18 protein-coding genes are annotated in these 20237 nt (G+C 67.6%); 6 read left to right on the top strand and 12 right to left on the bottom strand.

Annotation, left to right across the window (positions count from 1 at the left end):
- The first annotated feature begins 29 nt into the window (after positions 1-29).
- Positions 30-968 (top strand): zinc-dependent alcohol dehydrogenase, encoded by a 939-nt coding sequence (locus tag BCD48_RS40315; RefSeq protein ID WP_071053670.1) that lies wholly within the window; start codon positions 30-32, stop codon positions 966-968.
- A 222-nt stretch (positions 969-1190) separates the two neighbouring features.
- Positions 1191-1742, top strand: coding sequence for a TetR/AcrR family transcriptional regulator (locus tag BCD48_RS40310; protein ID WP_241842359.1), 552 nt, complete (start codon positions 1191-1193; stop codon positions 1740-1742).
- A gap of 99 nt (positions 1743-1841) precedes the next feature.
- Here BCD48_RS40310 and BCD48_RS40305 read toward each other — a convergent pair whose 3' ends face one another.
- Together BCD48_RS40305 and BCD48_RS40300 are read right to left on the bottom strand one after the other, a co-directional pair.
- Complete coding sequence (locus tag BCD48_RS40305; protein ID WP_071053669.1) at positions 1842-2456, bottom strand: class I SAM-dependent methyltransferase; 615 nt, start codon at positions 2454-2456, stop codon at positions 1842-1844.
- Between the two features lie 417 nt (positions 2457-2873).
- Entirely contained in the window at positions 2874-4001 is a 1128-nt protein-coding gene (locus BCD48_RS40300; RefSeq protein ID WP_349308081.1) for an ABC transporter substrate-binding protein, read from the bottom strand.
- 710 nt (positions 4002-4711) lie between these two features.
- Here BCD48_RS40300 and BCD48_RS40295 point away from each other — a divergent pair.
- Positions 4712-5929: a CaiB/BaiF CoA transferase family protein gene (locus tag BCD48_RS40295; RefSeq protein WP_071053667.1), complete on the top strand. Its 1218-nt coding sequence runs from the start codon at positions 4712-4714 to the stop codon at positions 5927-5929.
- Between the two features lie 149 nt (positions 5930-6078).
- Here BCD48_RS40295 and BCD48_RS40290 read toward each other — a convergent pair whose 3' ends face one another.
- The 5 genes from BCD48_RS40290 to BCD48_RS40270 all read right to left on the bottom strand — a co-directional run bounded on the left by BCD48_RS40290 (position 6079) and on the right by BCD48_RS40270 (position 11835).
- Entirely contained in the window at positions 6079-7059 is a 981-nt protein-coding gene (locus BCD48_RS40290) for an NADPH:quinone oxidoreductase family protein (protein ID WP_071053666.1), read from the bottom strand.
- Between the two features lie 241 nt (positions 7060-7300).
- Positions 7301-8485: a cytochrome P450 gene (locus BCD48_RS40285; protein WP_071053665.1), complete on the bottom strand. Its 1185-nt coding sequence runs from the start codon at positions 8483-8485 to the stop codon at positions 7301-7303.
- 253 nt (positions 8486-8738) lie between these two features.
- The gene (locus BCD48_RS40280) at positions 8739-9500 is read right to left on the bottom strand and encodes a sugar phosphate isomerase/epimerase family protein (protein ID WP_071053664.1); all 762 of its coding nucleotides are present in this window, start codon (positions 9498-9500) and stop codon (positions 8739-8741) included.
- Positions 9497-10351, bottom strand: a complete 855-nt coding sequence (locus BCD48_RS40275; RefSeq protein WP_071053663.1) for an SDR family oxidoreductase — start codon at positions 10349-10351, stop codon at positions 9497-9499. Before BCD48_RS40275 ends, BCD48_RS40280 begins: the two co-directional genes overlap by 4 nt.
- Before the next feature lie 38 nt (positions 10352-10389).
- Positions 10390-11835: an aldehyde dehydrogenase family protein gene (locus BCD48_RS40270; protein ID WP_083419956.1), complete on the bottom strand. Its 1446-nt coding sequence runs from the start codon at positions 11833-11835 to the stop codon at positions 10390-10392.
- A 600-nt stretch (positions 11836-12435) separates the two neighbouring features.
- On the opposite strand from BCD48_RS40270, the gene BCD48_RS40265 reads away from it, so the two are divergent.
- On the top strand, positions 12436-13701 hold the full coding sequence (locus tag BCD48_RS40265) for an amidohydrolase family protein (protein WP_071053661.1): 1266 nt from the start codon (positions 12436-12438) through the stop codon (positions 13699-13701).
- Positions 13702-13938: 237 nt separating this feature from the next.
- Positions 13939-14991: a 2,3-butanediol dehydrogenase gene (locus BCD48_RS40260; protein WP_071053660.1), complete on the top strand. Its 1053-nt coding sequence runs from the start codon at positions 13939-13941 to the stop codon at positions 14989-14991.
- Positions 14992-15202: 211 nt separating this feature from the next.
- Here BCD48_RS40260 and BCD48_RS40255 read toward each other — a convergent pair whose 3' ends face one another.
- Entirely contained in the window at positions 15203-15853 is a 651-nt protein-coding gene (locus BCD48_RS40255; protein WP_071053659.1) for an NAD(P)-dependent oxidoreductase, read from the bottom strand.
- Between the two features lie 182 nt (positions 15854-16035).
- On the opposite strand from BCD48_RS40255, the gene BCD48_RS57010 reads away from it, so the two are divergent.
- Positions 16036-16404, top strand: coding sequence for a helix-turn-helix domain-containing protein (locus BCD48_RS57010; RefSeq protein ID WP_116271822.1), 369 nt, complete (start codon positions 16036-16038; stop codon positions 16402-16404).
- Here BCD48_RS57010 and BCD48_RS40250 read toward each other — a convergent pair.
- The 4 genes from BCD48_RS40250 to BCD48_RS40235 are packed head-to-tail and all read right to left on the bottom strand — an operon-like array spanning position 16370 to position 20129.
- Entirely contained in the window at positions 16370-17032 is a 663-nt protein-coding gene (locus BCD48_RS40250; protein ID WP_071053658.1) for a response regulator transcription factor, read from the bottom strand. The genes BCD48_RS57010 and BCD48_RS40250 overlap by 35 nt on opposite strands.
- A 15-nt stretch (positions 17033-17047) precedes the next feature.
- Positions 17048-18472, bottom strand: coding sequence for a sensor histidine kinase (locus tag BCD48_RS40245; RefSeq protein WP_131804211.1), 1425 nt, complete (start codon positions 18470-18472; stop codon positions 17048-17050).
- Positions 18388-19191 (bottom strand): hypothetical protein, encoded by an 804-nt coding sequence (locus BCD48_RS40240; RefSeq protein WP_071053656.1) that lies wholly within the window; start codon positions 19189-19191, stop codon positions 18388-18390. The genes BCD48_RS40245 and BCD48_RS40240 overlap by 85 nt, the downstream gene beginning before the upstream one ends.
- Complete coding sequence (locus tag BCD48_RS40235; RefSeq protein WP_071053655.1) at positions 19188-20129, bottom strand: ABC transporter ATP-binding protein; 942 nt, start codon at positions 20127-20129, stop codon at positions 19188-19190. Before BCD48_RS40235 ends, BCD48_RS40240 begins: the two co-directional genes overlap by 4 nt.
- Positions 20130-20237: the final 108 nt, after the last annotated feature.

Genomic DNA, 20237 nt, shown 5'->3' with positions numbered 1-20237 from the left:
CAGGGAACGTCGACGGAAAGTAGGAGATTATGAAGGCGGTTCGCGGCGTTGAGGGTGGGGTCCTGGTAGTTGATGTCGACGAGCCGCCTGGGGCGGGCGAGCTTCTCGACATGAAGGCGATGAGCATCTGCGCCTCCGACCTGGTCTATATCAGTTTCGGCAGTAGGCGGATTCTGGGGCATGAGCTCGCCGGAGTCCGCCAGGATGGCACACCGGTCGTGGTCGAGGCGACCTATGGATGTGATGTGTGCGAGTTATGCCGGCGGGGGGACTACAACCTGTGCCCGACGAATTCCGAACGCGCCCTGGGGGTCTTCATCGACGGCGGGATGGCCGAGCAGTTCCGGGCTCCGTCGGGGCGGCTGGTTCCTCTGCCGCCAGGTCTGGACGTACGCGACGCCTGCCTGGTCGAGCCGGCGTCGGTTTCGTGGCATGCGCTTCGCCTGGCCGGTACCGGTCCAGGTAAGCGGGTTGCGGTAGTCGGTGCGGGCGCCATCGGGCTGCTCGCGATCGCCGGGGCCAGGCACCAAGGCAGCGAGGAAGTCGCCATCGAGGGGCGCCACCCCCACCAGAATGAGGCGGCCGAGCGTCTGGGTGCGAGCACCGCGACCGACGGGCTCTATGACGTGGTGGTGGAGGCGGCGGGCAGCGACGAGAGCCTGGCCCGATGCGCTGAGCTTGTGGCACCCGGCGGCGCGGTCGTGGTTCCCGGCGTTCACCTGGGCCCCGTTCAGCTGAACTGGATGACCCTGTTCAACCGGGAGGCGAGGATCATCCCCTCCCTGACCTACTGCCGTCACGACGGGGTCCGCGAGATGGAGGAGGTCGCGGCAATGCTCGCCGCGGATCCCGAGATCGCGAAGACGGTCATCACCCACCGCTTCCCGATCGAAGAGTCAGCGCATGCTTTCCAGGTCGCGGCCGACCGCTCGGCCGGCGCGATACGAGTAGTAATCGAGCCCTCATAGCTCTTGGGCTCCGCGCGGAGCAGGGCCGCATGGATGCCCTCGGCCTCGGTCACGGACCGCTTGTCGCTCCGGGTGTGTCGGACGCCACACCCGACATGGCACTCAGTACCATACTCGATCTCACGATGCCTTCGTGGCGCTGGGTATAGTAAAGCTGTGATGGCTGAGACGTCTGGGGGGCTCGGAATCCGTGAACGCACTCGGCGCGCCGTACGGGCCGAGTTGCTGACCGTCGCGATGGACTTGTTCGCCGACAAGGGCTACGACGCCACAACGATCGACGAGATCGTAGCCGCCGCCGGCATGTCCCGCAGTAGCTTTTTCCGCTACTTCACCTGCAAAGAGGACATCGTACTCGGCCACCTCCAGGCCATCGGCCAGACACTCGCCGACGCCTTGGCGCGGCGGCCCGCGGACGAAGACGAATGGACCGCCCTGCGCCGTGCCTTTGACGACGTGCTGTTGGCCTACCACGCGCGCGACCCACAGCACGCCCTCGCGCTCCGACATATGCTCGAGAGCAATCCCGTGCTGCTGGCCGGCAACCTGGAAAAGCAGTGTCGGTGGCACGACCAGCTCATCCCGCACATTACCCCCCGCCTCGCCCCCGCCCCCGCGGACAGCGATACCGACGCCCGTGCCACAGCGGTCATCGGCGCTGCACTGGCATGTCTGGAAGCGGCGAACCGGGCTTGGAGGGCGACGAACGGCCAGGCGTCTCTCGACAAGATTCTCGACGACGTCATGCGCGCCGTCCGCCCCGGAGCCTTTTAAGCGGGCCCGACTCCCACCTCCGCCTCAGCCACAGAATAGCTGAGGCCTCGCGCCGGCCCTCAGCGGAACTATTCCCGTGTGCGTCCGCTCGTAGACCGGTCAGTCCTGTTTCGACGCGGAGCCCTCATAGGCGAAGGCGAACATTTCAGGCCTGCCCATCCGATAGGTCCGGACGGTGTCGAGCGTGAGCCCGGCGTTCTCGATCAGCTTGTCGACGGGGCGGTTGAGGTGACAGCCGCCGAACAGCTTGCCCCAGATGGGCGTAAGGCGGTCCTGCCACTGGGCGACGCGGGCGTTGGTGGAACGGCCGTGCTCGACGAAGCGCAGCGTGCCACCAGGCCGCAACACGCGGCGTGTCTCGTCCAGAGCCCGCTCGACCTCCGGGATGGTGCATAGCGTCCACGTGACCAGTACATGGTCGACCGACGCATCCGGGAGGGCCAGTTGCTGACCGTCCTGGCCGACGAACTCGACCAGGATCGGGGTGGCGGCGATGCGCGAGGCTGCCAGTCTGCGGCCGACGGCAGCAGGCTCCACGGCGAGCAGCCGTGTGACCGCCGGGGAGAGGTGTGGCAGGTTACGCCCGGACCCGAACCCAATCTCCAGGACCTCACCAGACAGTCCCTCGGCAACCCGCGCCCGGGTAGGTTCCATCGGCTTACCGAGGGCGACGTTGGTGAACCGGGGCAGCACCTGGTCGTCGTAGAAGCCCATCGTCTCTCCTTGCATTGACGCAGGTCAGCCCCGCGGTGGCCGAAGCAACATGTCCTCGACGATCAGCTTGGCTCCTCGCCTCGCGCCGAGTGACCCACCCGTGGCTGCTACCGAACAGTGACGAGGTAGGCCTGCGTACGGCGAACCCTCGGCACCTGTACCCGCGGGTCGTCGGCAACGCCGGAGAGAAACGAACGCAGAATCCGCCGCGCTTGCCGTCCGGAGCAGCTAACACCCACCCGGAACTCGGACGCAAAGCATGCGAGGCCCAGGAGGGCGCGGGCGCCGTCGCGCGGGCGCGCTCGCGTTGGTCCTCGCGCTGCTGATGCGGCGCGGACGGCATCGCCGCCGCCGCGCCGCGATCACCATGACGACTGAACCGCGGTCGGAGCCTGCGCGGCTGAACCGGTGGTCGGCTCAGTTCGGGATCGGCTCGCTGCCGAGCGCCCGGTAGCTGATGGGATGGCCCTTGGCGTCCAGCGTCGCGGCCAGCGCGCCGCGGGAGCAGACCGCCGGTAGCTGCGGGTTGGCCTTGCCGTTGCACCGGAACCCTATCCCGCCGGCACCGGGCAGATCCTTCTCCGGCATGGCCTTGATGGTGGCCGTGATGGTGGCCGGGGTGATGTCCCCCGAGATTCCTTCAAGGGCCGTCTGGAAGCCGGCGACCGTCGAGAACATGGCCATCCCATTGGGATCGCCGGTGTCGATGTTCTTGCCGTAGGTCGTCGCGACGGCGTTGTAGAGGCGGGTCGACGGGTTGTCTGTCCCGACGGGCGCCGTGGCCGACACGATCATCCCCTTCAGGGCCTCGCCCGGCACCGCCTTGCGGGTCGCGTCGCTGATGCATGTCGAGAAGCCGCTGACCTGGCCGGTGAACCCGACGGCCCGCAGGCCATTCAACGCAGTGATGCAGAACGCGTCGGTCCCCACGATGAAGACGACCGTGGGCCCACCGGAGGCGATCCGCTGCATCTGTGGCGTCATGTCGGCCGTGCCGGGTGGAATGGTGACCAGGTCCAAGGCGACACCAGCCTGTTCGAACAGCGGCGGCGCGAGGTTCCAAACGCCCAACGCGGCCGGAACGTCGATGACGATCGGCGTCACCTTCTTCACGCCCTTGTCCCGCGCGATCTGGAGCGGCATGCCGAGGATAGGAAAGATCGCGTCGCCTAGGACGAATGTCGACTCCTTGTCGGTCAACAACGCCGCATCGCCGGAGCCGTAAAGCATCACCGGCAGGTGCGCGGCGTGCAAGGGCTGCCACACGCTGTCCGGCACCGAGGTCTCACCGACGACGACAGCGGCGACATTCTCCTCGATCATGCGGTTCGCGCAGTCGGCTCCCTTGCCCGGGTCGGCCAGGTCGTCACACTTCACCAGCTCGATGGGCCGGCCACCGATGCCGGAGCGATGTTCGTTGAGCCACTTGACGGTGGCGTCGGCCACGCGGCCCTGGATGGAGACGTCGCTGACCGGAGTCTTCCCGTCCGAGATCATCCCGATCCGGACTGGAGCGCCCTTCGCCGCGGCTACCGGCCCGAGCACCGTGGCGCCGCTCCCGGAACCGCTGGCCAACGGCTTCCCGCCGCTGCCGCCGTTGCTCCCGCATCCGGCAACGAGCAGCAGGGCCGCGGCTACGGCGGCCGCGACCAGTGATACGGGTAAGCCGGCTAATCGAGCGCCTGCCGAACGCGGCCGCGCCTGTCGGCGAGTCAACCCGTCATGTGAGATCCCCATGCGTTGCATATTTTCCCCATCTCGCGGTTAGGCGCGCCGCCCGTCAGCGGTCTGCAGTCGACTCGCCGCGGGGTTCGAGCGGCTCGTGACGGCGGCGTTTCGACAGCACCAGCTTTGATCAGCTTGGTGAGTAAACGCCCTGACAGCGTTCTACGCAGACGTCAATGTCTGCCTCGAACGCTTCCCTACGGCTCAGCGACCCGGTGGGCACGTCATCGTCGTCGGCGGCCCCTCGTGCCCCGCCGACGGTCGGCAAGATCGGCAACTGTCGCATCGGGGTCAGAGTCTCCAGTCGCGATCACTCGCCTCGCCGACCTACCGGGACTCTACGCCAAAGACTGTACTAAGTTCCACCATAGATATCACATCCTGGTTATGGTTCTGGATGTCATGATGATGGACATGCTCGTCCTGCGCATCGCCGCATACCTCGGTTCGCCCAGGGCCAGTTGCTTCCGCGCAACGTCGAGGAGGCCCAGGCGCGTGTAGGTCGACCAGGAAGGGACCAGGAGGAGACCATGACAGAAGTTATGCAGGGGGTCCGCATCCTGGAGGTCGCCGAGCAGACCTTCGTGCCGGCGGCCTCCGCGCTGCTCTCGGACCTGGGTGCCGAGGTCATCAAGATCGAGCATGTCGAGCGCGGCGACGCCATGCGCGGGCTGGCCTCGACCGGGACGGCGTTCGTGCCATCCGACGTGCACGTGCTGCTGGAGCACTCCAATCGGGGGAAGAAGAGCCTCGCCCTCGACCTCGCCACCCCCGAGGGTGTCGGCATCCTCTACAAGCTGGCGGCCACCGCGGACATCTTCCTCACCAACAAGCTTCCCGCGGTGCGCGCAAAGCTCAGGATCGACGTCGAGGACCTCCGGGCCCACAACCCGAACATCATCTATGTACGCGGCACCGGCCAGGGCGAGCGTGGCCCTGACGCCAACAAGGGTTCCTACGACAACCTCGCGTTCTGGGCCCGGGCCGGCGTGGCCATGGGCGTCACGCAACCGGAGTACGGCCATGTGGTCAGCCCACCTGGACCGGGCTTCGGCGACTCGATCGGCGCCATGACCATCGCCGGCGGTGTGGCAATGGCCTTGTTCCACCGCGAGCGCACAGGTGAGGCCACGGTGGTGGACGCCTCGCTGCTGTCGTCGGCCATGTGGGCGATGGGCCAGACCATCGGGCTGTCGGTCGTGCTCGACGAGGGCTGGACGCCGCCTCCGGTTGACGCCCCGAGGCGCAACCCGCTGGTCTGCTACTACCGCACCAAGGACGGCCGGTGGCTGGCCCTCAACTGCCTGCAAGCCGGCCACTACTGGCCGCCGTTCTGCGCCAGCATCCGCCGGCCGGACCTCGCCGCCGACCCCCGCTTCGCCGACCACGAGTCGCTGATGACAAACAGCGCGCAGGCCACCGCCATCCTCCGTGACGTGTTCGCCGAGCGCACGGTCGACGAATGGCGGGAAGCACTCAAAGACTTCAACGGGCAGTGGACCGTCGTACAGCACACCCTCGAAGCGGCCAACGACCCGCAGTCCGTAGCCAACGGCTACATGCAGCCCTGCCAGACGGCGGCCGGTGTCCCGTTTCAGCTGGTCGCCGTGCCGGTGCAGTTCGACGAGGAACCCGCGGCTCCCCGTCGCGCCCCCGAGTTCAACGAGCACGGCGACATGATCCTCACCAACCTCGGTCTCGACTGGGACGCGATCATGGATCTGAAGGTCCGTGGCATCGTGCCCTGACGGTGGCTCGACGATTCGGGTCGAAAATCCGCGACGTGGCGTGGCGATCGACGCGGCTGGCCCTGAGGTACCTGCCGATCCCGTGCCGAAGCCCGCGGCGGATCGGGCCGAGTCGGCCACGCCGGTCGCGGCGGTGGGGCCGAACCCGGTCATCGACGGGCGATGTCGAGTACGACCTTGCCGACGGCGTGACCGTCACCGACGTAGCGCAGCGCCGCGGCGGCCTCATCTAGCGTGAAGGTGGCGCCGACATGCGGCACGAGGCGCTGCGCCGCGAAATGCTCTTGCATCTCCCGGTCGTCGCGGAGGTACTCCTCGAGCGCATGCGTGGAGAAGTCGCGGAACTGGAAGCCGAGGATCTGCACGCCCTTCAGCAGGACGAGGTTCAACGGAATGCGCGGAATCACCCCGGACGCGTAGCCCACGGTCACGAAACGCCCAGCCCAGCGCAGCGACCGCAAAGCCGGCTCGGCGAGGTCGCCGCCCACCGGGTCGATCACCACGTCGGCGCCGTCGGGCAAAGCGTCCTTCAACGCTGCTCGGAGATCACCGGCGTGGTGGTCGATCAGCCGCGTGGCTCCACAGCCGGCCGCCGCCCTGAGCTTCTCCTCGGAGGAGGCCACGGCCGTCACCTTGGCGCCCAGCAGGACACCGATCTGCACCGCGGCCAGGCCAACACCGCCGCCAGCGCCGAGCACGATCAGCTCCTCCCCGGGCTGCAACCGGGCTGTGGAGCGCAGCACATGATAGGAGGTGCGGTGGGCCACGCCGAAGGCGGCCGCCACCTGGTCGTTCATGCCGGCGGGGATGCGCCGCACGGCATGGGCGCCGACGACCGCTTCCTCCGCGAAGGCGCCTACCATACAGGTGCCGATCACCCGGTCACCAACCGAGTATCCGTTCCCGCCGTCAGCAACCTCGACCACCTCGCCCGCGAACTCGCTGCCCGGCACGAACGGCGGCGGCACGGTGACCTGGTACTTGTTGGCCACGAACAGCACGTCGGGGAAGTTGACCGCGGCGGCGTGCACCCGGACGCGCACCTGCCCCTCCTTGAGCGCCGGGGCGGGAAACTCCTCGACCTCGACCACCTCGGGCGGCCCGTATCGGCGGCAGACCGCGGCGCGCACCTCAACCCCTCACCCGAGGTCGCGTCCCAGGCCCGCCAACGCCCGGCGAACTGACGCTCGCCCGGCCTTCCCGAAGCGCGCGCCGCGTGTCCGCGTTCCACTCCGTCGGGTCATTGATGACACACCACGCGACCGACCCCACACGCTCGGAGCGCTGGTCGGCCGTGCCCAGATCGTCGTCCATGAAATTCCAGATTCTCTCGTCAGCGTGAACGGGTCGATCTTGCCGGACGATCGCAGGTCAGAGAACGATTGGCAGCTTTTGGTAGCCGCGTACGGTGCTGGTGTGCAGCCGCGTCACGTTTTCGTGGTCCACCTCCCAGGTGGGGAAGCGGCGCAGCGTCTCCTCCAGTCCAACACGCCCCTCCATTCGAGCGAGGGCGGCGCCGAGACAGAAATGGATGCCGTGGCCGAGTGAGACGTGGCTGTCGAAGCGGCGGCGGACGTCGTAGCGGTCGGGGTCGGGGTACCTGCGTTCGTCCCGGCCAGCCGAGCCGGTGAGCAGCACGATCCTGGAGCCGGCGGGGATGGTGGTGCCGTGCAGCTCGACGTCCCGGGTGGTGACGCGGCCCTGGACGGGTGAGGGTGCCTCGTAGCGCAGGGTCTCCTCGACGGCGTTCCTCACCAACGACGGATCGGCGGCCACGAGCGCACGCTGGTCGGGATGGGCTGCCAGCAGGTCGCAGGCGAATCCAAGCATTCGGGCAACCGTCTCGGTGCCGGCCGCGACGAGCAGGTTGGTGAAGTCCGCCGCCTCGGAGGTGGTGAGCCGGCGGGTGCCCTCGTCGGTGGCGACCTCGGCCTGGACGAGGCCGGTCATCATGTCGTCGCGCGGTGCCTTGCGCCGGGCCTCGAGCTGCTCCGTCCAATAGGTGTGCAGCCTCGTCGCGGCATTGAAGGCGACGTCGTTGATCATCCCCTTGTCTTCGTCGACGTGGAACGTCTCGTCGATCGTGTGGCGGATCTCCTCACGGTCCATCGGGTCGACCCCGATCAGCTCGGAGATGACCTTCGATGGGAGCTGCGCGGAAAAGTCCTGCACGTAGTCGAACCCACCGGCGCCGATCTGGGGGTCGAGCATCTCGGCGCACAGTTTCCGGATGTAATCCTCCAGCGCCGAGATCCGCCGGGGGGTGAAGGCACGGGAGACCAGCAGCCGCAGGGTTGTATGCGCCGGCTGATCCATGAAGATCATGTAACCGGACTCCATCGGCTCCGGCGTCATGATCTCTAGTACCGTGCCATGGGCCGAGCTGTAGGTCGCCGGGTCGAGGTGTGCGCCATCTACGTCCGCGTACCGGGAGAAGGTGAAGAAGTTGAATTTGTCATTACGGTAGACTGGTTGCTCGTCGCGCATCCGACGCCAGAGTGGGTACGGATCCACATCCAGCACCTTGTCGAACGGATCCCAATACAGGTCACTCACAGCTCGGACCTTCCTTGTGACGAGCCCGGGCGGCCAGCCGCCGGACAGAATAAATCCACCTTCGCCGCATCTGCGCCGTGGTTGGGGCCACGATGCGGATCCGACCGACGGGAACAGCGCCGCACTCGGGAACTCGGGAGCAACACGCCGGTAGAGCCCTTACGCGACCCGGTCCCAGCGCCGCCTGCAGCCCGGTAGCGCCGTCTCGACCGCGCCGACCGCTCCCGCGATGTCGCGGGCGTCACGCACGTTCTCATCGCCAGTACCGGGCGGTGGTCTCGTAGGCCTGCCGCGCGAACTCGGACACCGGAAGCTGGCGAAGCTCGGCATTGAGCACCTCGACGCTCACCAAGCCTGCCCAGCCTCTGTCGAGCAGGGTGGAGGCGAACCGGTCGAGCTCGAAGGTCCCGTCGCCGGGCATCGCGCGGCGGTGCATCGTCTCGTTCACCCCGTTCCCGGAGATCGGGGGGAGCGCGTCGTCGAACTGGACGTAGGCGATCCTTTCCAGCGGCACCCGCTCCAGCTGCTCCCAGGTGCTGTCCCCGTTGAAGAAGTGCCAGGTGTCGATCAGCACTCCGGCCCGGTCAACCCCGGCGGCCTCGACCACCTTCAGCGCATCGGAGATCGACCTTGCCCCGCCGTACGGGGTGAACTCGACCGCCATGCCCGCGCCGGCCTCGGCGAACATCGCCGCGCACCGGCTGATCAACGGCGCGGTGTCCTGGTCCAGCGCAACCCGGAAACCGGCTAGGACCCACCGCGCCTTCACGGCGGCCGCCGCCTCGGCCAGTCGGCCAGCGTGGCTCACAGTGGCCTCCTCGTCGGAGGTCACGATCAGGGCCAGCAGTTCGTGGCAGCGCAGTCCGCCCGCGGCGAGCGCCGCCGCGCCGGCCGCGTCAACCCGCGACACGGACAGCCCCACGGCCGTGAACCCGGCTGCGCCGGCCGCCCCGACCAGACCGGCGACGTCGATGTCCCAGCGCGAGTCGGGGGTCAGCCCCAGCTCGACCGTCATCCCTGTGGCTCCGCCACCGGCTCGCGAGACATGATCGACGGATCGATGGAACCCGTGAGCAGGCCGCCCGCGACGCCCTGGTCGGTGTAGAGGAATGCGCCCGTGACCACCGCGTTCATCCGGCTGTTCAGCAGGACCAGCGGCCACGCCTGCTCCTCGGCCGTCGCCATCCGGCCGAGCACCGGGTACGGGAACCGGTCGAAAAAATCCTGGCCGATGTCCCGGATGGTCTCGTCCATGAACGCCGTCTTGGTCGGGCACGGACCGATGCAGTTCATCCGGATGCGGCGTTCGTGGCCCAACCCCACGGCCGCGTGCATCGTCCAGACGATCAGCAGCTCCTTCGAGGTGGTGTAGCCGTCCGCGACGGCCTCCGGCCGGGCCTCACACCACCGCCTCGCCTCGACCGGGTCGGCGATGGCGAGCAGTTCGAGGTGGGCCGGAAGCCGCCGCTGCCAGCCGAGCCCCGCGTTGGACGCGATGGTGGCCACGCCGCTCCCGTCGGCCAGCGCCGGCACGACCTGCTCGGTGAAGTACCGGGTGCCGATGTAGTTGACGAGCATGGAGTACAGCGGGCCGCCGATCGTGTGCGGTACCCCGGCGCAGTTGAACAGGTAGTCGATCGGTCCCACATCACGCAGCGCCGCGGCGGTCGCCTCGATCTGCTCTGGCCGCGACAGGTCGGTCTCGTAGTAGCCCACATGCGGCACCGACGGTTTACGGACATCGACCGCGTGCACCCGGGCACCGAGGTCGCCTAAGACCCGGGCGGTCGCCTGCCCCATGCCCGACGCGCACCCCGTCACCACCACCGTCGCGCCGCGGTAGCCAAGCCCGTCGAGATCACCCATGTGTCGTCCCCTTTCGTGAGATTGGCGCACGCTGCCGCTCAGCCCGCCGGCCACGCCAGCGACTTGATCTCGAGGTACTGGTCAAAGCCGGCGACCCCGTTCTGGCGGCCCAACCCGCTGTGCTTGTAGCCGCCGAAGGGGACATCGGCGGAGTAATAGGAACCCCCGTCAACCGTGACCGTGCCGGTGCGGATCCGGCTGGCGACAGCCATCGACCGCTCCCGCGATCCGGAGTACACACCACCGGACAGGCCGTAGACGCTGTCGTTGGCGATCCGCACGGCGTCGTCCTCATCCTCGAACGGGATGACGCACAGCACCGGCCCGAAGATCTCCTCCTGGGCGATCGTCATCGCGTTGTCGACGTCAGTGAACAGCGTCGGCTCGACATACCAGCCTTTCGGTAGGTGCGCTGGCCGCCCGCCGCCGAGGACCAGCTTCGCTCCCTCGGCCACGCCCCTGTCGATATAGCCCAGCACCCGGTCTCGTTGCTTCGCGGAGATGAGCGGGCCCATCATGACGTCAGGCCGTTGTGGGTCGCCGTAGGGCACGTTCGCGAAAGCCGTCTTCAACAACTCGACACCCTCGTCGTACCGCGAGCGCGGCAGCAACATCCGGGTCTGAATCGCACACCCCTGCCCGGCGTGCGAGCAGGCAGACAGGCCCATCAACACGGCGGTGGACAGGTCGGCGTCGTCGAGCACGATCGTCGCCGACTTGCCACCGAGCTCCAGGAACAGCCGCTTCACCGTCGCCGCGCTCTTCTCAATGATCCGCTTGCCGGTCGCCGTGGAACCTGTGAACGAGATCAGGTCGACCTTCGGTGACAGCGTCATCTCCTCGGCCACCAGGTGGTCCGACGAGGTGACGACGTTGACCACGCCCGCGGGGAAATCTGTCTGCTCGGCGATGAGGCGGCCGATGCGCGTGGCGCTGAAGGGCGTGTCCGGCGCGGGCTTGAGTACCACCGTGTTACCCGTCGCGAGAGCCTGACCCAGCTTGTTCAGTGCGACCTCGAACGGCACGTTCCACGGCACGATGGCCCCGACCACCCCGACCGGCTCCTTCACGACGCGCCGGGAGGTCGCGACGCCCCGGAAGTCGACCACATCGGGCAGGTCCGTCTCCCACCCGAACGCGTCCATCAGCTCCATCGGATAACGCAACGCGTGCTCCAGCGGGACCGCGAGTTGCGGGCCGTTTGTCGTGCCGCGCGGGCAACCGCCCTCAGCGATCAGCTCCTCGCGCAGCTGCTCGCGCTCGGTTTCGAGGGCCTCCTGCAGCTGGGCCAGGCAGTGCTTGCGGAAGGCACGGTTCGTCGACCAGTCCGTCTCGTCGAAAGCCCGACGGGCGGCGTCGATGGCCCGGTGCATCTCCGAGCTGGACGCGTCGGCGACGCGCCCGATCACCTCCTCAGTGGCCGGATTGATGTTGTCGAACGTCGCGTCCGAGTCCGCCTCGATGAGCTCGCCGTCAACCAGCATCCTCGACTCAGCGTCGACCTTCAGCGTCTCCACCACCAGTCACTCCGCTCCTCGCTCCCTGGCACCGCCACGGCCCAGTCGCCGTCAGGGTGCTCTCGCCCGTCGGCTGCACCGGAGTCCCGGTCGCTCCCCGGTCACGTCTGCTCGCCATCGAGGAACCGGCACTCCGCACCCAACGCTGCACTCAGTTTCAATCTCGACACTATGAAGCAGTTGCGGCCCGGAGTACAGTGTCGGCTACGACGCCTGTGGCGTCTCGAGGGCCTGACCTCCGCGAACGCAACCGGCGCGCCGCGCGGACCACCTACTCACCGTCACTCAACTGTCAGCTCACCGTCGCGATGAACCAACCGCACGAGGCTTCGATGCGACGACGATCGAGGCGACCAGCAGGATGTCCCGAAGCATCTCCTTCCGTCACTTCGCCCGGAAGGAAGACGTCCTACTCGACCAACCGGGCACCTGGCAGGTCAACTACCAGCGACTCCCAGTAGTGAACGCGGCCAATCGGGCCAGCCGTCAGCGTCAGACCGGCGTCCGTCTGCCAACACGTTCCGATCGTCAACCGAGCATGTCCACCCGCAGCGACAGGAGCGGCCCATGCGCATGGACGACATGATCCTGGTCAGCATTGACGACCACATGATCGAGCCACCGAACATGTACTCCAACCACGTCCCGGCCAAGTGGCGCGACGACGCCCCCAGGGTCGTCCGCAACGAGGACGGCTTAGACGCGTGGGTGTTCCAGGGCGAGAAGACGACGACACATTTCGGTATGGCCGCCACCGTTGGCTGGCCCAGTAAGGAGTGGGGCTTCAACGCCGGCACCTACAGCGAGCTGCGTCCTGGCTGCTTCGACGTCCACGAACGGGTCAGGGACATGAATGCCAACGGAGTGCTGGCATCGATGTGCTTCCCGACCATGGCCGGCTTCAACGCCCGTACCTTCACCGAGTCGCGTGACAAGGAGATCGCGCTCGTGATGCTCCAGGCCTACAACGACTGGGCCATCGACGAGTGGTGCGGCACCTACCCCGACCGGTTCATCCCACTCGGCATCGTCCCGATGTGGGACGTCGACCTGGCGGTAAAGGAAATCCACCGCATCGGGCGGAAGGGCTGCCGGTCCATCAGCTTCCTCGAGGCGCCGCACGCCTGGGGCTTCCCGAGCTTCCTGTCCGGCCACTGGGACCCGATGCTCAAAGCGCTGTGCGACGAGAACATGGTCCTGTCCCTCCACATCGGCGCCGGCTTCGACCTGATCAAGAAGCCGGACGAGGCACCCATCGACCACCTCATCGTCCTCACGAGCCAGATCTCCGCCATCGTCGCGCAGGACCTGCTGTTCGGACCCACGCTGCGACGGTTCCCGGACCTCAAAGTCGCCCTCTCCGAGGGCGGCATCGGCTGGATCCCCTTCTACCTGGACCGGGCCGACCGCCACTTCCGAAACCAGGAGTGGATCCACAACGACTTCGGCGGCAAGCTCCCGTCGGAGGTGTTCCGCGACCACATCCTCGCCTGCTTCATCACCGACCCGTCCGGGCTCCTGCTGCGTAATCGCATCGGCATCGACATCCTGGCCTGGGAGTGCGACTACCCGCACACCGACACGACGTGGCCCACCTCGCCCGAGTTCGCCTGGAACGAGTTCCAGGAGGCCGGCTGCGCCGACGAGGAGATCCACAAGATCACTTGGGAGAACGCCACCCGGTTCTTCGGCTGGGACCCGTTCGCCCACACTCCCAAGGAGCAGGCCACCGTCGCCGCGCTGCGCACCCTCGCCAAGGACGTCGACACCACCCGCATGCCCCGCCAGGAGTGGCGCAAGCGCAACGAGGCCGCCGGCATCGGCATGTTCTGAGTTCATCGGCCGGGCGACAGCTCCCGTCGGCGCTTCGAAGTTTCGCGTTCAGGAAGAACCGTAGGCGGATGGCGGCTCCACAATCCAGCCAGCGAGGCATGAAAAATCAATGGGTCACAACGTTGGATGATCATTCCGTTGTCCCGGAACAGTTCGTCGGCTACGGCGCCCGCCGACGACTGGCCGTCTTCGACACCCAACTCATCGGCTCACAACCTCTTCCTTGGACGGTATGACATGATCGCTGCACGGCTGCACGGTGGTGAGGACATACGGATCGAGGAGGTTCCTGACCCGGAGCCCGCTGCGGGTCAGGTAAAGGTCGCCGTGGCCCACAATGGGCTGTGCGGTACCGACCTGGCCGAGTTCTTCTCCGGCCCGAGAGCCTGCACGACCGTGCCGCATCCGCTCACCGGCGGCACGCTGCCCCAGATTCCGGGTCATGAGTTCGCCGGAGTGGTGACAGCCGTAGGGCCGAAGGTCGATGGTGTAGTCGTCGGTGATCGGGTCTGCGTCGAGCCGCTGTACTCATGCGGGGAGTGCGACCGCTGCGTGGCTGGGCTGCGGCGGCTGTGTCGTCTGGTCATCACACATGGGATCTGCTCGCACGGGGGCGGTCTGGCCCAGTACACGGTCGTGCCGCGCGCCATGGTGCATCACCTGCCGGCGTCGATGTCGCTGGCGGAAGGCGCGCTGGTGGAGCCGATGTCGGTCGCGTTCAACGGGGTGCTGCGTTCCGGTGCGGAGCCCGGTCAGTCCGCCCTCGTGTTCGGTGGCGGCCCGATCGGGATCGGCGTGCTGTTCGGCCTGCGGGCTGTCGGTGTGGACGACATCCTGCTCGTCGAGCCGGCACCGGCTCGACGCGCGGCCATCGAGGCGCTCGGCTTGGCCGATGTCCTTGACCCGGACGCGCGCGACGTCGCCGACGAGGTGCGCCGCCGGACGGGCGGTCGGGGTGTCGACGTCGCGCTGGACTGCGCGGGGGCGCCTGCCACGTTCGCGCTCGCCCCGGCCGTGCTGCGGGCTCACGGGCGGTTCGTCGGGATCGCCTTCTCTGATCGAGAGGTTTCCTTCTCGCCGTGGGTGTTGGCCCGGGGGGAGATCGAGCTCACCGGTTCGCTGGGGTATGGGCCCGGCGTGTTCCCGCGCGTGATCGAGCTCTTCGCCCAAGGTGCGTACCCAACAAAGGGGTGGGTCGAACACGTCGACCTCCACGACGTCAGAGCCGCTCTTGAGGATCTACGGGCAGGCCGGCGCACGAAAGTCCTCGTCGACCTACCAAGCGCCTGATGACCAGCAGCAACCCGTAGGAGCCAGTTCAGGATCCGTTGGTACGCCACCGCCGGCCACCATCCCGACGTCGCCGCCGCCTCGTGCGTCGGCGACCCGGCACGGGCCCTGGTCCGCAGAGGTAGTACGTGCGCTCGTCGGCGTGGGCATCGTCGCGCCCGGCGCAGCCGTGGTAGGGGTCGCGCGGCCGATCGCCCGTAGAGGTGGGGGCTCAGGTGATGTCGTGGCGATCGGCGAGTAGCACGGCTGTACGGCGAAACCACTCGCCATCCTTGGCCGCGCTGAGCAGGAACGCGGCGACGTCCGCCCGGGAGACGCGCGGCATGCCGGGCAGCCGTGTCAGCTCCGCGAGGTCGATTGCCAGGTACTTGCCGGACTTCGGTTTGTTCGTGAGCAGGACCGGGTACGCGAGGGTCCAGTCGAGATCAGAGGACGTGAGGTACCGTTCGCCGGCGGCTTTGTCGGCGAAGACCGCTTTGCCGCCCGAGCTGTACATGAGGCGCGCGAGCGCGGATGCCTTCCGGAGAGACTCACCGACACCGAACGCGGACATGATGAGCACCCGCGAGATGCCGGAATGTTTGGCGGCCTCAACGATCGCGCGAGTGCTGTCGGCGATCAGGTTGTCTGGTTTCCTCGCACGGCCCAGGCCAAGGGTGCTGATCACGGCGTCCGTGCCGTGCATGGCCTCGGCCAACGCGTCGGCGTCGCGAACGTCGCCCGCGACGACGGTCAGGCGCTCGCGTGGCGTCACCTTGGCGGGGCTCCGCACGTACGCGGTGACGTCATGTCCGTCGGCAAGAGCCTGCTCGATGAACAGACCGCCTGTTGCGCCGGTGGCACCGAGCACGAGGAACCTCATCTGGGCCGCTTCCTTCGCAACGAGCCTGCGAGACCAAGTTTCATAGTTGACACTATAGCTCATATGCGCGAGTCGGGGTCGACTGTGACTAGGGTGACCGGGTGAGGGGAGCGGGGTAGGCGAGTACGCGGGACGTCGCGCGGGCTGCCGTCCGGGCTCGGCTGGCGTAGGTCGCCTTCGACCTGTTTCGTGCCGAGGGGTTCGAACGGGTCACGGTCAACGACATCCCGGCGGCCGCGGATGTGTCGCGCGGCACCTTTCTGCGCCACTTCAGTAGCAAGGAGGACGCGGTCCTCGGCGTCCTCGGCGCTCAGGGTGATCGACTGGCAGTCCACGCCGCTGCGACTCGCTGTAGCTGCGGCGAAGCACCCCGTCGCTGGAACAGGTGCGGCCGAGGGGCCTGCGGTACAGCCGATCGCCCCAGGACGCCGCGGCGTACGAAATCCGGGCTGCGGTATTTACACCGCGCCCTGGACGCCACCTTTCTCGCACACTCAACTCAGCTCCGCCGTGGCGTCATCTCGGGACAAAGCCGGTCTGGTAAGCGATGACGACTAGTTGAGCCCGGTCGCGTGCACCTACTTTGGTCATGATGCGGTTGACGTGGGTCTTGGCGGTGTGTGGTGACACATAGAGCCGCTTGGCGATGTCGTCGTTGGACAAGCCGGTCGCCACGAGAGCGAGGACTTCGCGTTCCCGTTCGGTGATACGTTCGATTCCGGGCGACGCGGGGGTCTGCGCGGGTTCGGGCTGGGTCAGGTAGCGGGCGATGAGCGCTTTGACGGCCTTCGGTGACAGCAGCGCCTCGCCGCGGGCCACGGTGCGGATCGCGTCGATCAGGTCGGCCGGCTCGACCCCTTTGCCAAGGAACCCGCTAGCGCCGCCGCGCAATGCCTCGAACACGTACTCGTCGGCCTCGAAGGTGGTCAGGATCAGCACCTTGACCTCAGCGAGACTATGGTCGCCGCAGATGACGCGGGTAGCGGTCAGTCCGTCCATGTCGGGCATGCGGATGTCCATGACCACGACGTCGACGGGGGTGGCGTGAACCAGGGCGACTGCCTCCTCACCGGTTCCCGCTTCACCGACCACCTCCATGTCCGGCTGTGCCTCGATGAACAGGCGGAAGCCGGCCCGGATCACCGGCTGGTCGTCGGCGACCAGTACCCGGATGGTCATTGCGACATCTCCTTGTCAGCATTGTGCCGTACGGGCATGCCGTAGCCCCCGACCTCGCTCAGGTTCTGCGTTACGGCTGCCCGCCACGTCTGGTTTGACTGCTTCGTCTCCGCTGCCCTGGGGGCCGGGCAGCGGGAGGCAGGCATGGAGACGGAACCTGCCGCCGGGTTCCGGCCCGACGTCGAGGGTGCCGCCTGCTGCCTGGGCTCGTTCGCGCATGCCGATGAGGCCGTGCCCGGTGCCGGCTGACGCGTTGTGGGTGCCGCTCAAGAGGTTGCGGATCGTGATGGTGATCGCGTCCGGGCGGTACTCCAGCAGCAGGCTGGCGTGGGGCTCAGGCCCGTGCTTGTGAGCGTTCGTGAGTCCTTCTTGAATGATTCGGTACGCGGCCAGGTCGGTGGCGATCGCCAGTGTCCGAGGCTTTCCGGTGGTCTGCTGTTGGATACGGAACCCGGCCGCGGTGAAGGATTCGAGCAACTGCCCGAGGCGGGACAGACCCGGCAGAGGTTCGGTCGGCATGGCGTCGTCATCCGACTGGCGCAGTACGTACAGCACGGCGCCGAGCTCGTCGAGGACCGTACGGCCCGCCTCGCGGATCTGGCTGAGCGTGACTTCGGCCTTGCTGGGTTGCGTGCGCACCAGATGGCTGGCGACGCCCGCCTGCACGTTGATCACTGCGATGTGATGGGCGATGACGTCGTGCAGCTCACGGGCGATGCGTAACCGTTCCTCGGCGACGCGCCGACGGGCCTCCTCGTCTCGGGTGGCTTCGGCACGGTCGGCCCGTTCGTCGGCCGCGGCGACGTTGTCACGCCACGTCCGCACGCTGACGCCGATCGCGGCGGCCATGCCGACGAAGGCGACCACTCCGACGCTGTCCCCGCTGATGACAGAGCCGGCGACGTAGGCATTGGCGGCGTACAGGGCGACAGACGCAACCGCTGTGGCAGCGATCGCACGCCATCGCCGATTGATGGCGGTGACGGTATAGAGCGCTATCAGCGCGGTGGCTTCGAGTAGATGCATGGTCGTGGGCGCGGCCACGATCGACGTCGCCGCGACGAGCAGGGCGAGCACCAGCACAGTCAACGGGGCTCGGTGGCGGCCCACCAGCAGGAGGAACGTCACGCCAGCCGCGACGGCATCCTGGATCGACGGGCCGCGCCCGAGCGCGCCCACCGCCACAGGCACCATGGACAGGATCGCCACCATCGCCGCGAGCACGGCGTCGAAGAGGCCTGGGCTGGCCTGGATCGCACGCCGCAATGACACCGTGCCCATCACGAGCTCACCGAGCGTCTCGGCGTGAGTGCCGACGCGCCGTTCGGCGCGCGGGCACAGCCACGCCATGTCGGTCACGCATCGCGCCGCTTGAGCATGACCGCGGCCCAGACCACCAACACGACAAGATAGCCGGCATAGACCGCGAGTCCGGCCCACGGCGACAGGTCGCCACCGCCGGGACCGTTCACCGTGATGAACGCCTGCGCCGCGTTCAGCGGCATGTACGGGTTCACGGTGTCCCTGATGCTGCCGGGCAGCAACGGAAGCAGGCTCGGCGCCAGGAACAGCGCACCGATTACCGCCGTGATCGCACCAGCGGTGTGGCGCAGCAAGCTACCAATTGCCACCCCGATCAGCCCGGCGCCGGTCAGGTAGACGGCCGCGCCGACTACCGCGCGGAATGCCCCTGGGTCGAACAGCGTGGCGCTGTCGAGATCACGCGCCGACAGGATCGCCTGTCCAGCCAGGAACGCGGCGAGTCCCGCGGCAAAGGTGAAGATGAAGCTTCCCGCGGCGAAGACCGCCACTTTGGCCCACAGCACGGGCAGGCGTGCCGGCACAGCAGCCAGGGTGGCGCGGATGGTGCCGGTGCCATACTCGCTGGTTGTCATCAGCACCCCGAGCACGGCCGTGGCCAGCGCGGCGATCGTGATCCCGTAAAGGCTGTCCCAGGTCGGATCGTTCGCGGCGGGGCCGTTCGCCTTGAAATCTACGAGCGCCGTGGACAGGGTGCCGATACCGACCGTCACGAGGAGAGCGACGGCGAGGGTGTAGATCGTGGACCGTAGCGACCAGAACTTGATCCACTCCATGTGCATGACGCGCGGCAAGGTGACCCGCGAGCCCGACATCTGGGTAAGCGTGGCGGTGCTCATCGGCGTACCCCTCCCTTGGCAGCGAACGACGCGCCCGAGCCGCCGTGGTACTCGACCGAGTCCTTCGTGATCCGCATGAACGCCTCCTCCAGCGAAGCCTCCTCGGGGACGAGTTCGTGCAGGACCACGCCGGCATCGGCCGCCCGCTCCCCGATCTTGGGCGCATCCAGCCCTTCCACGTCGATGACGTCGGGCTCGATGCCGCTGACCGTCGCCCCGTCCGCCAGGAGCAACTCACGCAAGCGTGCCACCTGCGGCGAACGCACCCGGACCCGGCGACTCGACGACCTGGCGATGAACTCGCCGATCCGACCCGCCGACAGCAGCCGGCCCCGCCCGATCACGATCAGGTCCTCCGCGGTCACCGCCATCTCGCTCATCAGATGCGACGAGACCAGGACGGTACGACCCTGCGCCGCCAGCCCCTTGAGCAGATTGCGGATCCACAGCACACCCTCCGGGTCCAAACCGTTGACCGGCTCGTCCAGGATCACCACCTTCGGGTCGCCCAGCAGCGCCGTGGCGATGCCCAGCCGCTGCCCCATACCGAGGGAGAACGCCCCCGCACGTTTGCGGGCCACCTCGCTGAGCCCGACCAGATCGATGACCTCCAGTACCCGCTCGGCTCCGATGCCGTTGCTCGCCGCCAAGGCCCGCAGGTGGTGGTATGCCGAACGGCCTGGGTGGATCGACTTCGCCTCCAGCAGCGCGCCGATCTCGTGCAGCGGCGCCACGTGCTGCGCGTGCGGCCGCCCATTGACCGTCACTGAGCCCGACGTGGGCCGATCCAATCCCATGATCATTCGCATGGTCGTCGACTTCCCGGCTCCGTTGGGGCCGAGGAACCCGGTCACCACCCCGGGCCGTACGGTAAAGGTCAGCGAATCCACCGCGAGTTTGTCGCCGTACCTCTTGCTGAGGCTGTTCACCTCGATCACGTTGTACCTCCGGTGGCGGTTGCCGTCGGAGTTAACGGTCGCCGTTCGGCGGCGCCCGCCGCATCGCCGCACCGCGTACACCTGCCATACAGCAAACGCAGTACGCGA

Source organism: Pseudofrankia coriaricola, assembly GCF_001854805.1.
In the GTDB taxonomy this organism is placed as follows: domain Bacteria; phylum Actinomycetota; class Actinomycetes; order Frankiales; family Frankiaceae; genus Pseudofrankia.
This window is presented reverse-complemented; position numbering and strand designations above follow the sequence as displayed.

Coding starts and splice junctions, on each gene's coding strand:
- BCD48_RS40315 (WP_071053670.1), top strand. CDS start 30: ATGAAGGCGGTTCGCGGCGTTGAGGGTGGGGTCCTGGTAGTTGATGTC.
- BCD48_RS40270 (WP_083419956.1), bottom strand. CDS start 11,835: ATGCTGGTTGACGGCGAGCTCATCGAGGCGGACTCGGACGCGACGTTC.
- BCD48_RS40240 (WP_071053656.1), bottom strand. CDS start 19,191: ATGAGCACCGCCACGCTTACCCAGATGTCGGGCTCGCGGGTCACCTTG.
- BCD48_RS40305 (WP_071053669.1), bottom strand. CDS start 2,456: ATGGGCTTCTACGACGACCAGGTGCTGCCCCGGTTCACCAACGTCGCC.
- BCD48_RS40250 (WP_071053658.1), bottom strand. CDS start 17,032: ATGACCATCCGGGTACTGGTCGCCGACGACCAGCCGGTGATCCGGGCC.
- BCD48_RS40260 (WP_071053660.1), top strand. CDS start 13,939: ATGATCGCTGCACGGCTGCACGGTGGTGAGGACATACGGATCGAGGAG.
- BCD48_RS40275 (WP_071053663.1), bottom strand. CDS start 10,351: ATGGGTGATCTCGACGGGCTTGGCTACCGCGGCGCGACGGTGGTGGTG.
- BCD48_RS40255 (WP_071053659.1), bottom strand. CDS start 15,853: ATGAGGTTCCTCGTGCTCGGTGCCACCGGCGCAACAGGCGGTCTGTTC.
- BCD48_RS40295 (WP_071053667.1), top strand. CDS start 4,712: ATGACAGAAGTTATGCAGGGGGTCCGCATCCTGGAGGTCGCCGAGCAG.
- BCD48_RS40265 (WP_071053661.1), top strand. CDS start 12,436: ATGCGCATGGACGACATGATCCTGGTCAGCATTGACGACCACATGATC.
- BCD48_RS40280 (WP_071053664.1), bottom strand. CDS start 9,500: ATGACGGTCGAGCTGGGGCTGACCCCCGACTCGCGCTGGGACATCGAC.